Annotated in this window: 11 protein-coding genes; 8 read left to right on the forward strand and 3 right to left on the reverse strand. The window is 61.1% G+C overall.

All coding sequences use genetic code 11. From position 1 onward, the window contains the following. Positions 1-6: 6 nt before the first annotated feature. From BLQ58_RS12225 to BLQ58_RS12250, 6 genes are all read left to right on the forward strand, one after another. The gene (locus BLQ58_RS12225; RefSeq protein ID WP_254775918.1) at positions 7-1,203 is read left to right on the forward strand and encodes a hypothetical protein; all 1,197 of its coding nucleotides are present in this window, start codon (positions 7-9) and stop codon (positions 1,201-1,203) included. 134 nt (positions 1,204-1,337) lie between these two features. Next, a complete protein-coding gene (locus tag BLQ58_RS12230; RefSeq protein ID WP_029051657.1) occupies positions 1,338-2,153 on the forward strand; it encodes a DUF2092 domain-containing protein in 816 nt (271 codons plus the stop codon). 10 nt (positions 2,154-2,163) lie between these two features. Beyond that, positions 2,164-2,700 carry a hypothetical protein gene (locus BLQ58_RS12235; protein ID WP_029051656.1) on the forward strand — a complete coding sequence of 179 codons (537 nt, stop codon included), beginning with the start codon at positions 2,164-2,166 and terminating at the stop codon, positions 2,698-2,700. 64 nt (positions 2,701-2,764) lie between these two features. Next, positions 2,765-3,529: a bestrophin-like domain gene (locus BLQ58_RS12240; protein WP_029051655.1), complete on the forward strand. Its 765-nt coding sequence runs from the start codon at positions 2,765-2,767 to the stop codon at positions 3,527-3,529. A gap of 59 nt (positions 3,530-3,588) precedes the next feature. Beyond that, complete coding sequence (gene aspT / locus BLQ58_RS12245) at positions 3,589-5,289, forward strand: aspartate-alanine antiporter (RefSeq protein WP_092598140.1); 1,701 nt, start codon at positions 3,589-3,591, stop codon at positions 5,287-5,289. A gap of 459 nt (positions 5,290-5,748) precedes the next feature. Then, entirely contained in the window at positions 5,749-6,783 is a 1,035-nt protein-coding gene (locus BLQ58_RS12250; RefSeq protein WP_217635995.1) for a LysR family transcriptional regulator, read from the forward strand. A gap of 13 nt (positions 6,784-6,796) precedes the next feature. Here the strand turns inward: BLQ58_RS12250 and BLQ58_RS12255 are convergent, their stop codons facing one another. Together BLQ58_RS12255 and BLQ58_RS12260 are read right to left on the reverse strand one after the other, a co-directional pair. Next, positions 6,797-7,261, reverse strand: coding sequence for a Rid family hydrolase (locus tag BLQ58_RS12255; RefSeq protein ID WP_029051618.1), 465 nt, complete (start codon positions 7,259-7,261; stop codon positions 6,797-6,799). 268 nt (positions 7,262-7,529) lie between these two features. Beyond that, on the reverse strand, positions 7,530-9,005 hold the full coding sequence (locus BLQ58_RS12260; protein ID WP_092598143.1) for a MocR-like pyridoxine biosynthesis transcription factor PdxR: 1,476 nt from the start codon (positions 9,003-9,005) through the stop codon (positions 7,530-7,532). Positions 9,006-9,159: 154 nt separating this feature from the next. On the opposite strand from BLQ58_RS12260, the gene BLQ58_RS12265 reads away from it, so the two are divergent. Beyond that, complete coding sequence (locus tag BLQ58_RS12265; RefSeq protein ID WP_092598146.1) at positions 9,160-9,606, forward strand: carboxymuconolactone decarboxylase family protein; 447 nt, start codon at positions 9,160-9,162, stop codon at positions 9,604-9,606. Between the two features lie 831 nt (positions 9,607-10,437). Here BLQ58_RS12265 and BLQ58_RS12270 read toward each other — a convergent pair. After that, positions 10,438-11,322, reverse strand: coding sequence for a LysR family transcriptional regulator (locus BLQ58_RS12270; RefSeq protein WP_029051449.1), 885 nt, complete (start codon positions 11,320-11,322; stop codon positions 10,438-10,440). A gap of 136 nt (positions 11,323-11,458) precedes the next feature. Here BLQ58_RS12270 and argC point away from each other — a divergent pair, with 136 nt between their 5' ends. Continuing rightward, positions 11,459-12,382: an N-acetyl-gamma-glutamyl-phosphate reductase gene (gene argC / locus BLQ58_RS12275; protein ID WP_029051448.1), complete on the forward strand. Its 924-nt coding sequence runs from the start codon at positions 11,459-11,461 to the stop codon at positions 12,380-12,382. The last annotated feature ends 629 nt before the right edge of the window (positions 12,383-13,011 follow it).

The following is a 13,011-nucleotide window of genomic DNA, read 5'->3' on the forward strand; positions in this document are numbered from 1 at the left end:
CTGGCGATGAGCGCGATTTCTCAAGGCACCGGATATCGCGGCATGGTGGAGGGGCTGGACTTTTCCCTCGTCCGCAATGACCTGCTGTTCCACCTCCAACGGCGCATCGGACTGATCCCGGCCACAGGGCTTGGTATTGGACGTCGCGCCGTCTTTTACAGCATGTTGTGCTGGCTGCCGCTTGTCATCTGGGCATGGTCAACGGGGCGAATGTTACCTGGTGGGCCTGACGAGCCCATGCTGGGTCACTTTGGCATCCATGTGCGATGCCTGGTTGCCATCCCACTGATGATCGTGGGCGAAGCACTTGTCCAGACGCTGGTACCGCTGTGCCTGACTCAGTTCGTACGCACCGGGATTGTCGATCCAAGCCTTGTTCCTGGCTTCCGGGAGGTGATCCAGGCCGGTTCCCGCTTGCGCGACCGCTTCTACCCGTGGGTGGTAATCGGTGGATTGGTTATCGCCTGGACGGCCATCGTCCTGGCGTCACCGAACCCCGACGAGATCGCGTGGACGGGCGAGCGGTCGGCACGAACATTTGGCGCGTGGTGGCTTCTGCTGGTGGTGAGGCCAGTGTTCTCCGTGCTGCTTCTTGCGTGGGTCTGGCGGCTTTGTCTTGCCGCCGTCGTCCTTGGCCGGCTTGCGCGGCTACCGCTTCAGCTTGTGCCAACGCATCCTGATCGGGTAGGAGGGTTAGGATTCTTGGCGCGCATGCCGGCAGCATTCGCACCGTTCACGCTTGCAGTGTCGGCGGTTGTGGCCGCTTCCTGGGCCCATCTTGTTGCCTACCACGACACACCCGTGCCGTCCCTTTACATTCAAATGGGACTGCTGGTCGTCGTGCTAATACTACTGGTAGCCATGCCGTTGCTGTGCTTTACCCCATTACTGATGCTCATGAAGAAGCAAGCGATGCTCGACTACGGTGTCTTGCTTGCCGAACATGGTCGGAAGGTTCAAGGCCGTTGGCTGGAAGGCAACGATGGCCTGGATGATGACGAGATGCTCAATGCGCCAGAATTAGGCGCCACTGCGGATACGCAGACCATCTACGAGTCTGTGACGAAAATTCGGGTCGTGATCGTCAACAAGTACGTACTGTTCGCCATCGCGCTTCCGGCGGCTCTACCCATGCTTCTGCTTGTGGCTGGTCAGTATCCTATCAAGGCAACGCTGCTCAAACTATTGACAGTTCTTCTGTAGGTGTGTAGCGCTCCGCACGGTTCATCGCGACTCGCACGCCACGCATCGGGAGCACACGCAAGGATTTGATCGGGGACACGCCCGTGCTCGCTGTCCTTCCACCAACGGCTGTACATCGCTTGGAGAGTGTACTCATGGCACGCTTACCGGTACTTGGTCTGCTCGCTGTTGCCCTGACGGCCTGCAGTAGTGCACCCCCGTCGCCAGCCAAGGCGCCGGATAATCCGCCGGTCGCCGCCGCGGCGCCCGCCGCCACGGCGCCGGCGCCAAAGCCCGATGCCAATGCAGTGGACCCGGCGGTCATCAAGGCATTGCAGGACATGGGCGCGAGCCTGCAGTCCCTCAAACAGTTCGAGGTCGGCATCAGCCTGACTGGCGAGCGCGTACTGCAGGACGGGCAGAAGCTGCAGCACAGCGCGATCGCGGATCTCGACGTCGTTCGGCCCAACAAACTGCGTGCAACGATGCGCAGTGCCCGTCTGCAGCGTGACCTGATCTACGACGGCAAGACAGTGACGCTCTACCAGCCTGATCAGAAGTACTACTCGCAGGCCCAGTTCAGCGACAACCTCAGCACACTCGTGGATCGCTTGGGCGAACGCTATGGCATAGAAGTGCCTTCTGCGGACCTGTTCCTGTGGGGTACGCCCGCCGCCCCGGTCGATAACATCGAATCGGCGATGAACGCCGGACAGGACTTTATCGCTGGCGACCTGTGCGACCACTATGCGTTCAGGCAAGGTCAGTTCGACTGGCAGATCTGGATTTCTGCTGGCCCGCGCCCGTTGCCGCGCAAGCTAGTCATCACGGATCGCTCGGACGATGCACGGCCGCAGTCGGTCACGTACTACAAGTGGAACCTGAATCCGAGGTTCGGCAATACCACCTTTGCATTCACGCCGCCGGCGGGCGCCAAGGCCGCCGAGTTCGTTCCCCTAAAGTCCCGCTAAGGAGCCCGCGATGACATACGCATTCGGCAAGCTTTCGATGGTTTGCGTGACCGCGCTCGTCCTAGTCGCATCGGGATGGGTGCCTACGGCGGAAGCCCGCCCGGGCGGTGGTCATGCGGGCGGGAGACACGCCGGGGGTGGCGGTGGCGGACATATGGCGGGCGCTCATGCCGGCGGCGGAGGTGGTGGCGGGCGCCAAATCAACAACAGCCGGGTGGACGCGCGCGCCAAAAACGTGCGTAGCACCAGCGTCAACAGCGTCAATACCAACCGCAACGTCAACGTGAACTCGAATCGTAACGTCAACGTGAATGTCGACAATCACGGTGGATGCTGTGGATGGGACAACGACTATCACCCGGTTGCAACGGCGGCGGCCGTGACGGCGACGGTAGCCGTAACTTCGGCCGTAGTCGGCTCGATGGTCCGCTCCGTGCCGCCGAATTGTGCGCCCGTGAACTATGGCGGCATGGTCTACCAGCAATGCGGAGGCACTTGGTATCAACCGCAGGGATCGCAGTACGTGGTGGTCAATCCGCCGTACTGAGTCCGATAGGGTCACCGCTCGAGCGCGCCTGTTCCGCGGATAAGACGATACCAGATGAGGATGTATGCACGACTTGATTCGCCACCCGGCCATTCTGTTCGTCGTACTGTTGTTGTTCATGGGCGTCGCCACGGCCATCGGGGCGCTTTTTCTACGCCGCATCTGGCCAATTGCCAAGGAGAATCGGGATGACTTCAACATCATCCAGGGCGCCACGCTGACGCTTCTTGCGTTGCTGATCGGGTTCACATTGTCGATGGCGGTAGGCCGATACGATCAGCGCAAGAATCTGGAAGAAGAAGAGGCCAATGCGATTGGCACCGAGTATCTCAGGGCGGAGTTGATGGCGGCCGACGCGCCAGCCATCAAGAGGCTGCTCGGTCAATACCTCGAACAGCGCATCCTCTATTACCAGACGCGCGATCGAGCTAAGGTGCAAGAAATAGAAAACAAGACCGCGCGTGTCGAAGCGGAGATGTGGCGGTTGGTGCGAGACGCAGCCGGCGCTGCACCCAACCCGATCACCGCGCTGGCCGTGGCAGGTATGAATGATGTCATCAATTCGCAGGGCTATACCGAGGCAGCCTGGCTGAACCGTATCCCCATTTCTGCCTGGGGGTTGATGATCATCATCGCGTTCTTCAGCAGCCTGCTGCAGGGATATGGCATACGCGCGGAAGGTACCAAGCTGTTTCTGCTGCTGATCGTGCCGTTGACGGTGTCACTGTCGTTGTCCCTGATTTCGGATATTGACAGCCCGCGCGGCGGGCTGATCCGCGTTGTCCCCCAGAACCTCCTAAGTCTTCAGCAATCCCTGGATCCTCCGTGACACCTATTGGGATCGAGTGAGCCTCGTGCGTCGCTTAGTAGGTCACCGTGGAGTTCGCAATGATTGCAGCGTTCGACTGGTTCCAGCATGTACTTCGTCTTCATCCGGAAGTCACGTTCTTCCTGGTGCTGGGCTTGGGTTACGCGCTTGGTAAGCTGAAAATTGGCAGCTTTACGCTGGGCGCCGTCACCGGAACGCTGCTCGCTGGCGTGCTGGTCGGGCAATTGGGCCTCAAGATTTCCGGTGAAGTGAAGCAGTGCTTCTTTCTGCTATTCCTGTTTTCCATCGGGTTTCGCACCGGCCCACAGTTCTTTCGCGGTCTGCGCAGCGATGGTCTGCAGCAGGCGCTGCTGGCGGCGATCGTCGCCACGACTGGGCTTGTGATCGCATTCGTCGTCAGCAAGCTGTTCGGATACCAGGCAGGTACCGCGGCGGGCGTGGTGGCCGGATCGCTGACAGAATCGGCCACCATCGGAACGGCGAGCGACGCCATTTCGCGGCTGGCCTTGTCGGAAGCCCAGCGGCAGGTCTTGACGAACCAGGTTCCCGTTGCCTTTGCGGTCACCTATTTGGTGGGTGTGATTGGTGCAGCGTGGATTCTCGGTCAACTCGCGCCTAGATTGCTGGGTGTGGATCTCCCCGCGGTGTGCCGCGAGCTCGAAGCCAGCATGGAAGGCAACGCGACGCAGGCAATCCCGAGCCGGCGCGAGTTCGAACTGCGCGCCTATCGCATTGGCGATCGATCGCCGCTGGCAGGCGCAACGATCGCCGAGCTGGAAGCGGCAATGGGTGAGGAGCGTCTCTTTATCGAACGTCTTCGCCGCAATGGCGTCATGACGGACGCCACGCCGGAAACTGTCCTGCGTGCCGGCGACACCTTCAGTGTGTCAGGTCGACGCACCTTGTTGGTCGAGCGCATGGAAGGCCCGGGTGCTGGTTTGCGGGAGATTGATGATCGGACGTTGCTGGACGTGGAAGTGGAAGCGCTGGACGTGGTGATCACCTCCAAGGCAATTGACGGGCGCCGGCTCGGTGAACTGGCCCAGGAGGAAGGCGCGCGCGGCGTGTTTGTGCTGCGCGTGTCGCGCGCGGGCACGCCGATACTTCTTTCGCCCAAAACCATCCTTAACCGTGGAGATATCCTTTCGCTGGTGGGCAGTGTCAAACGTGTCGAGGGCGCAGTGGGGAAAGTTGGCGTGGCTGATCGTGCAACCAATGCGACGGACATGGTGCTGGTATCGCTGGGCATCGTGGCTGGAGCCCTCGTTGGCATCCCGGCGCTTGCCGTTGGCGGCATTGAGATTGGCCTCTCGCTTAGCGTTGGGGTGCTGCTAGGCGGGCTGGTGTGTGGCTGGCTACGATCAGTGCAGCCGCGCCTCTTCGGCCGTATTCCGGGGCCGACGCTCTGGGTGTTCGAGTCCATTGGGTTGACCGGATTTGTAGCGATCGTCGGCCTGAATGCCGGACCCGACTTCGTCAAAGGTCTGCAGTCAAGTGGCTTGTCATTGCTGCTCGCCGGAGCGCTCACAGTGAGCATTCCGATGTTCACAGGCATATTTGTGGGCCACAAGCTCATGAAGATGCATCCGGGCGTCATGCTTGGTGTTTGCGCAGGGGCTTCGACGGCAACCCCCGCGTTGGCCGCAGTACAAGAAGCCGCAAAAAGCGCAGTGCCTACATTGGGCTACGGCGTTGCCTATGCGGTGGGCAACGTGCTGCTGGCGCTATGGGGAACGGTGATCGTGGCGCTGGTGGCCTAATGGAATATTTGCCGACCAGTGGCCTCGACGCGGAGTTCTACCGCGTCCTTTCGCCCCCTGGCGAGGATGCAACAAGACATAGACGTTGTGTCTCCGAAAGGCCGAAACCTAGTGTGAAACCGCGCATCCAGATGCGCTAGTTCGGATGACGCTTACTGGCCGGACCCCGTCGTCGACCCACATTCACAGGCTAGGTCCAGCTCAATCGGCGGTTCGCGACCCTTCTCGGCCACCGAGCGCATACGCCTCGAGCGGCCGCAATGTAGGGCGGAGGAGCCAAGTGAGCGCCGTGCCCAGCGACCGTGCAGAGCCGCTCCCCTGCCAACTATCTCAGTACCGTGAGTGAGGCAGCCAGAAGCAACCGTTTGTTGAGGAAATTTGGGTGAGCTGTGTTCTGGCCGGCAGGCCCAGCTTCTCCGCCGGTACCAGCTCTCTTCAAATTCGTGATCCTACTGTGAGATGATGCGCGTTTTCGGCGAAAGGCTTGCGCAAGGCCTTAACGTACAGTTTTCATTATTAAGACTCATGCCATCCTCAACTGTGCCAGATCGCAAAGTAATAGCAATAAGTGATGCGGCTCTTCGATTTTCTTGGGACGATCTCCGCATCATCAAAATGCTAAGCGAGTGCGGCAGTCGCGCGATTGCCGCCGAAAGATTGGGCATCAACGCGTCCACCGTTTCGCGCCGGGTAGCGCAGGCCGAGGCCGCATTGGGCGTTGCGTTGTTTGACCGGAGACGTGCTGGCTACAAGCTGACCCCTGAAGGGGTGGAGCTGCGGGAGCTGAGCGAGCGTGTCGAGTTGGATGTCGTCAGCGTAGCCCGACGGGTCGCAGGTGCAGTACATGGGCCGTTGGGTACCCTTCGTATTACCACAAGCGATTCGCTGTTGCTGTATTTCCTGACTCCAATCCTCGCCGAATTCAGGACCCGCAACCCTTCCTTGTCAGTTGACGTGCTGGTCGGAAATGACACACTTGATCTCGCCCGGGACGAGTCGGACATCGCGATAAGAGCAACACGGAGTCCATTGGAGAATCTAGTGGGGCGAAAGCTTGCGAGCATTGCGTGGGCGCCGTACGGAAGCGCCCTTCAATTTCGCCGGAAGCGGCCTGCAGCGGATCGAATTTTTGATATGACGTGGGCCTCTTACACCGGGAAACTGGCGGGGCTCAAAGCATTCCATTACCTTCAAAGCCGCGTTGCACCGATCAACATTGCATACCGTTCCGACTCAGTTGCTGCCGTGAGCAAAGCGGTCGCTGCCGGGCTCGGTATGGGTTACCTTCCGTGCATGCTGGGCGATTTGACGACCGAGTTGGTCCGCGTCGGTCCTGTGGTCCCCGAGCTGGAGGATGAGCTTTGGCTGCTCACACATCCCGATATTCGGCGGACACGACGCGTCCAAGCGTTTATGAGCTTTTGTGCTGCGGCGGTAGCAAAGCAGAAGGCGTTGATCGAAGGCCGCGAAACGAATCCAATCGGAAGGTTCTGAAAAACCGGGTCGGCTAGGTGCCCGGTTTGTGCAAGACCGCCTTGCAGGCAATCTCAATCAATTGCGGCGGCATGGCCAAGCGCGAGACACCGATAAGGTTACTGGCGCATTGAGGGCGTTCAGTACCATACGCTGCTTTGCGTACTTTGCCGGCGGCTGCGAATGCCGCGTCGACGTCCAGAACGTACAGCGTTTCTTCTACAACATTGTCGAGCGTTGCACCGAATTTCCCGAGAAGTGTGGCGATGTTCTCGTACGTGGCACGCATTTGTGCTTCCATCGTGGAAAAATCGCGAGGCTTCCCTGCTTCGTCAAGAGCGGCCGGAGCGACAAGTTGTCCGTTGCTATCATGGCTCAGTTGTCCGGACACATAGATGTCTTCGCCTACTTGGACTGCCTGCGCATAGCCATATGCGTCCTCCCACGGAACACCCCAATAGGCGGTTTTCTTTTCGAGCGAATTTTGATTCGTGGTCATGCTTACCTCCTAGGGAAAAAGATAGAGCGGAGCCGACGGATGGGCTTAGAACGGTTGAAGCCTAACATCTGAGGCCGGCTGCAAGAGCGCAAAGATGCACTTTTGGCGTGCAGATTTGCGCCATGAGTGGCCGGCATTGGGGGCTCAAAGGCCATTCATATTAACTAGCACCATTGACGCAAAATGGCCGCACGCGGAAGTTCCGCGGTCGCTAGGCCCGCCGCGGCTACGGCTCCTCGGTTCCGACCCTTAGCCGTCGTCGATATCTCTAGAAAGTGGACGCTTCGACGCCGCCTTCGCGACCATTGGACTCATGTGGGCTACGACTCGATGAAGCAACGATATCCGCAAGCGTCGCGCACACGGCCTCGATGTTGTCAGGCCGCAGGTTTGTCGCACTGAGTAGCAAGCCGCCTTGCGCGTGATTGCGGCGAAGGTACCATGCGGAGAGTGCCGAAGGTGCGAGGCCGCGTGCGCGGGCAAGGCCGACAACCACGCGGTCGTCGGCGGTTTGTGGCAGCGGTGCGATCACACCCAGACCCGCCACCAGCGTGCCCGGCAGAAACTCGCTGACATGCGCCAGCGTCAGGCGGCGGCGTTCGCCATAGAGTGCCTTCATCTGGCGTAAATGCCGCAGGTAATGCCCATCCCGCAGAAACTCCGTCACCGCCAATTGGGTGGTCCGGTTCGGCGCCGGGGCCAACACGGCGCAGACCTCCACCAGATGCTCCGCCACTGCGCGCGGGGCAACGACGAAACCGAGGCCCAGCGCCGGGCTGATCGTTTTGCTGAACGCGCCGATATGAACGACACGCTCGGCGCCCTCGCCGGCGGCAAGCGCCGGGGCGGCTCGGCCGTCGAGCTGTAGTTCTCCGAGATAGTCGTCTTCGATGATCCAGGCCCCCCTTGTCGCCGCCCATTCGAGCAGCGCGCGCCTGCGTGCCGGCGACATCGTGACGCCCAGCGGTGCATGTTGGCCGGGCGTGACCAGAGCCAGCAAAGCGTCTGGCGCGCTGGCGACGCCGGCTCCGACGCGCAGCCCCTCGGCATCAATGGGCACGGGTACGACCTCGGCTCCGGTCACTTCCAGTGCTCGCCTTCCGAGCGGATACCCTGGCTCCTCGAGCCACGCCTTGCGGCCGTGCGCGCGCAGGGCGGTCAGTGCCAGCATCAGACCCTGCCGGTATCCACTGGTAACGATGATTTGATCCGGATGACATTGCATCTGCCTGCTTACGGCCAGGTGGCTCGCGATCTGGGCTCGCAGGGCAGGCTCGCCGCGAGGGTCAGCATAGGCCGTGTAAGCGAAGGCATCGGCGCGTACGGCACGCGTCCGCATGCGGGCCCAGAGCTTGGCGGGAAACGCGTCGTGGGCAGGTACGCCCATTTGGAACGGAAGCGGGACGCTCGAGAACGGGCGGGTGAAATCCGCCAGAGGCCCATCGAGTTCGGCTTCGCCGCCGGCTCGCCCGACAGGTAGCCGCGCGCATACGTGTGTGCCCGCGGAGCCCGCGCCGAACACCAGATTTTCGGCGATCAGACGGTCGTAGGCGACACGGATGGTGCCGCGGGCGACGCCAAGCTGCGCAGCGAGGTCCCGGCCGGAAGGAAGACGCTGTCCAGGTACGAGCCGACCCTCGACGATCGCCTGTCGCAGGCTCGCATGGATCTGGTCGCCGATCGGCACGGCGGTGGCGCGGTCCACCAGAATGGACAGCACGGCGGGTGAATTCGGGTGATTCATTTTGGGCCAGTCGTTTCTCCACTTTTTGGGCCTGTATCTTCAATGCCTGGCGGAGTAACTTTGCGTTATGACATGAATCGCGGCCCAAGTCGATAGGCGGCTCGGGCGAGCGGACCGCGACGCTAGACTCCATCAGCAACAGAAAAGGACCGAGATGACCCGCTTGAACTGGCAAGAGATCGCGCCTGACGGCGCGAAGGCGCTTTTTGGTATCCACCACTATGTCACGAAGAAGACGGATCTCCCCGAGGAGCTTGTCCACCTCGTGTTCCTCCGCGTCTCCCAGATCAACGGATGCGCGCATTGCATTGACATGCATAGCCGCGATCTCAGAAAGACCATGTCAATCGACAAGATCACGCTGATTCCGGTGTGGGATGAAGTACCGCACCTATTCGCCGAGCGAGAGCGGGCCGCGTTGGCCTGGGCGGAGGAAGTGACGCGCGTCAGTGAGACGCATGCCTCAGACGAAGCCTATGCGGCCGCATCGGCAGCATTTTCGCCCAAGGACCTCGTTGATCTCACTATTACGATTGCCGCCATGAACGCATTCAATCGTCTCGGCGCCCCGTTTCGGCTTCCAGTTGCGGCAGCGGTGTAATGCGGGAAGGCCGACCGCCCTCATGCATTCAGTCGGGTAGCCGACACAGTTGAACACTCATCCTTCAACACTCCTTTATCGACCGAGGGGTGCTCGAAGGGCATTCAGCCATTTTCCGTTTCCGGTATCAGCCGATCCTCCGAATGAGAGCCAGATCTTCGGAGAAAAATCCGGCTAATCGAGCGGGAATCTGCTGCAAGTAAGTGGTTTGGAAGCTGCAGAGTCGCGCTAATGGAAATCGGGCCAGCAAGGAATCAAGTCTCGACTGCTGCCTGTGCCAAAGCAGCCATTCGTTCAGCGATGGGCAATGACAGTTTCTGGCCGCGAAGGGACCTTGGATTTCCCGACGCCGGTGCCGTAGCCTGACCCGAACGCTTCCTGCGCTTGGGCTTCGAGATGCCGCAATCCTTCGGCGGCTAGCCTCAACTTACAAAGCCCCGTTCCCTCGCCACACCATGTACCCACTTACTGTGAGACGGGTTGCGCCTTTTACCCGCTTACTGTGAGATTTTGACCCAGGTAGTTTGAGACAGGGCTCCGCAACTCTTTGATTTTTCTACGTTGCACATCCCACTAACTATGAGACGTGACAGTCGGGCGAGGCGTCTGTCCACCCCCTCTTGGAGCGGAAGCCGCAACCTGAGACATATCGCAAGTCACTCGAAAAAAGCCGGACCCGGGCCACGATCTGCCGCTTCAATGGCTATGGCACCTACCGTATCAGCACGCGCTGGGCTCCGCCGGGGTCCAGGGATGGCGCTTCAACGCCGGCTCGCGCTCGCTGTTCGAGCGGACGGCATGGGTTGACCGGCGGTTGCCAGCCCGGAGCGCCTACGCCAGTCGCAGATCGCGCAACAGATCCAGTACGTGTTGCGTGGAACGCTCGACATGCCCGGCACGATGCGCGATGCCGAGCCGACGCCACAATGCCGGACGCAGCGGACGCATGACGATGCGTTGGTCCGGTGCTGGCGCTGTCGCCTCATGGGGCAGCAGCGCGGCGCCATAACCGGCCGCCACCAGACTCTTGATCGCGTCGTTGAAGTTCAGCTCGATGCGAGGCGCAGGGTGATGCCCCGAGGTTGCGAACCACTCCGCCGTCAGGCGTGAAAGGCGTGTGGTCGCGTCATTGAGAATGAGCGGTTGGGCAGCGAGCCATTCTGGCGTGACGTGGGCCGGGCACTGCCAGTGCGCGGGTACGAAGGCCATCACGGGATCGCGCCGCCAGGGCTTGATGACGAGCCCCGCCACGGGTGGCTGGGGCAGTGCGACGAGGCCGATATCCAGCGTCCCATCCGCTAGCCGCGATAGCGTTTCCTGCGAGGTCAGCACGGCCACCTGAATGTCGATGGCGGGATGCTGCTGGCGCAAGACCTCCAGCGCCTGCGGCAGCAGATGCGCGATGGCGCCAGTCGAGGCTCCGATCCGCACGCGCCCTTCAAGGCCCTGCACCTGGCGCTGAATATCGTCCAGCGCCCGCTCCGCATCGGCAAGGAGTCGGCGCGCGCGCTCCACCAGCACCTCTCCGATCGCCGACGGCCTGACATGTCCGCGCTTGCGGGACAGCAGGGGCGCCCCAATGCGGTTTTCCAGTTCCGCGATATGCAGGCTGACCGTTGGCGGCGCCAGATGCAAGGCACGTGCCGCTTCGGCAAAAGAGCCGCGCTCTGCAATGGCGACCAGAGTGCGCAGGCGGTCCAGGCTGATCTCTCGCATGTCGGCGTCCAGATTCAGGAAAACTGAATGTTCACGTTATGAAATTCAACTTTCCATATTGTAGCGGTCCGCCGAACATGGGGGCTCTTTCTTCGTCTTGCTTCTTCCAATCCAAAGTTAGCGGAGCATTTCACGTATGAGTTCTCCCGTTGTTTTCATCGACGGCGACCAAGGCACCACCGGGTTGCTGATCCACGAACGGCTGCGTCACCGGACCGATATCAGACTGATGACGCTGGCGGCTGCGGAGCGCAAGGACTTGCGGCGTCGTGCGGAGGCCCTCAACGCCTGCGACATCGCCATCCTCTGTTTGCCGGACGCGGCCGCGCGCGAGGCAGTGGCCACCATTGTCAATCCGGCGGTTCGCGTCATCGACGCAAGCTCCGCCCACCGTACGCAGCCGGACTGGACCTACGGATTTCCAGAGATGAGGCCGGAGCAGGCCGAGCGCATCGCAAAGGCACGCCGGGTCACCAATCCCGGTTGCTATCCGACCGGTGCGATTGCCCTGCTGCATCCATTGGTGCAGGCTGGGCTGATACCGGACGATTACCCCATCAGCATTCACGCGGTATCGGGCTACTCCGGGCGCGGACGCACCGGCGTGGAGGAATATGAAGGGCAGGGAGCCGCCAGCGCGCCTGCATACCAGGTCTATGGCCTGGAGCTTGCGCACAAGCACACGCCCGAGATCCAGCAGCATGCCGGGCTCGGCCAGCCGCCCATTTTCGTCCCCGCCTATGGTGCGTTCCGCCAGGGCATCGTGCTGACGGTGCCGCTGGCGTTGCGGTTACTGGCGCCGGGCGTGAATGGTGTGACGCTACAGGAATGCCTCGCGCGCCACTATGCCGGGGCGGAACATGTCCATGTCCTGCCGCCCGAAGCGGCGTGCGATGTGAAGCATCTGGACCCGCAGGCGCTAAACGGGACAAACGACCTGCGCCTGAGCGTATTTCCGAGCAAGGCACACGGGCAGGTATTGCTGTCCGCGGTTTTCGACAATCTTGGAAAGGGCGCATCGGGCGCCGCGATTCAAAACCTGGACCTGATGCTGGCGTAGCCCTGGATCCCAGGCCGTCGAATGTCCCTTGCCGCCCCCGGGGAAGGGACATTGGATTTCCGGCCAGCTTCGTCGCGATTTATCGACCGTGCGGTACGGGGCGCGGGGGATTCGGGTACGGCGTATTGCCAGGTATCTGAATATATGGCGCGACGATATATGGGTACGGTGCAGATCCATTGACCTGCTGGTCATAGGCGGGGGCGTTCGGTTGTGTCGCGATGGTGCCCGCCCGGGAAGGTGGCGGCGTGTGCAACACCGTCGCATCACGCTGGCCATCGCTGATTCCGTGTTCGGTACTCAGAATCTGGGGCCGGCTGCCCGTATCCGGCGCGGCATTCGCCGCAGCCGAACCCAATGTCGAGAGCAAGATAATCGTCGCAAATCTCAGCATATCGACTCCACATATTCCTGTTGTGCACGGCGTGACTCTGGCGCGATCGAGCCGGCAGCCCAGCCGTAGCCCATTTCCAGGTCGCGACGGGCGCTCCGATGGAGCCAATGGTAGTACGGACCCTTACGGCAGGCGGCCCGGAAACTTGAGCGCCCAACCGATTCCAAAAATTGAAACTGTCGATGGCTGTAATGTCGCGATTTTATATGTGATTTACTGTGCTCGCTTGGATTCC

This window comes from Ralstonia sp. 25mfcol4.1 (genome assembly GCF_900104095.1).
Taxonomy (GTDB): domain Bacteria; phylum Pseudomonadota; class Gammaproteobacteria; order Burkholderiales; family Burkholderiaceae; genus Cupriavidus.

Bases quoted from the DNA above. Each gene is read 5' to 3' on its own strand.
- BLQ58_RS12225 (WP_254775918.1), top strand. From the start codon at position 7: ATGAGCGCGATTTCTCAAGGCACCGGATATCGCGGCATGGTGGAGGGG.
- BLQ58_RS12230 (WP_029051657.1), top strand. From the start codon at position 1,338: ATGGCACGCTTACCGGTACTTGGTCTGCTCGCTGTTGCCCTGACGGCC.
- BLQ58_RS12235 (WP_029051656.1), top strand. From the start codon at position 2,164: ATGACATACGCATTCGGCAAGCTTTCGATGGTTTGCGTGACCGCGCTC.
- BLQ58_RS12240 (WP_029051655.1), top strand. From the start codon at position 2,765: ATGCACGACTTGATTCGCCACCCGGCCATTCTGTTCGTCGTACTGTTG.
- aspT (WP_092598140.1), top strand. From the start codon at position 3,589: ATGATTGCAGCGTTCGACTGGTTCCAGCATGTACTTCGTCTTCATCCG.
- BLQ58_RS12250 (WP_217635995.1), top strand. From the start codon at position 5,749: ATGATGCGCGTTTTCGGCGAAAGGCTTGCGCAAGGCCTTAACGTACAG.
- BLQ58_RS12255 (WP_029051618.1), bottom strand. From the start codon at position 7,261: ATGACCACGAATCAAAATTCGCTCGAAAAGAAAACCGCCTATTGGGGT.
- BLQ58_RS12260 (WP_092598143.1), bottom strand. From the start codon at position 9,005: ATGAATCACCCGAATTCACCCGCCGTGCTGTCCATTCTGGTGGACCGC.
- BLQ58_RS12265 (WP_092598146.1), top strand. From the start codon at position 9,160: ATGACCCGCTTGAACTGGCAAGAGATCGCGCCTGACGGCGCGAAGGCG.
- BLQ58_RS12270 (WP_029051449.1), bottom strand. From the start codon at position 11,322: ATGCGAGAGATCAGCCTGGACCGCCTGCGCACTCTGGTCGCCATTGCA.
- argC (WP_029051448.1), top strand. From the start codon at position 11,459: ATGAGTTCTCCCGTTGTTTTCATCGACGGCGACCAAGGCACCACCGGG.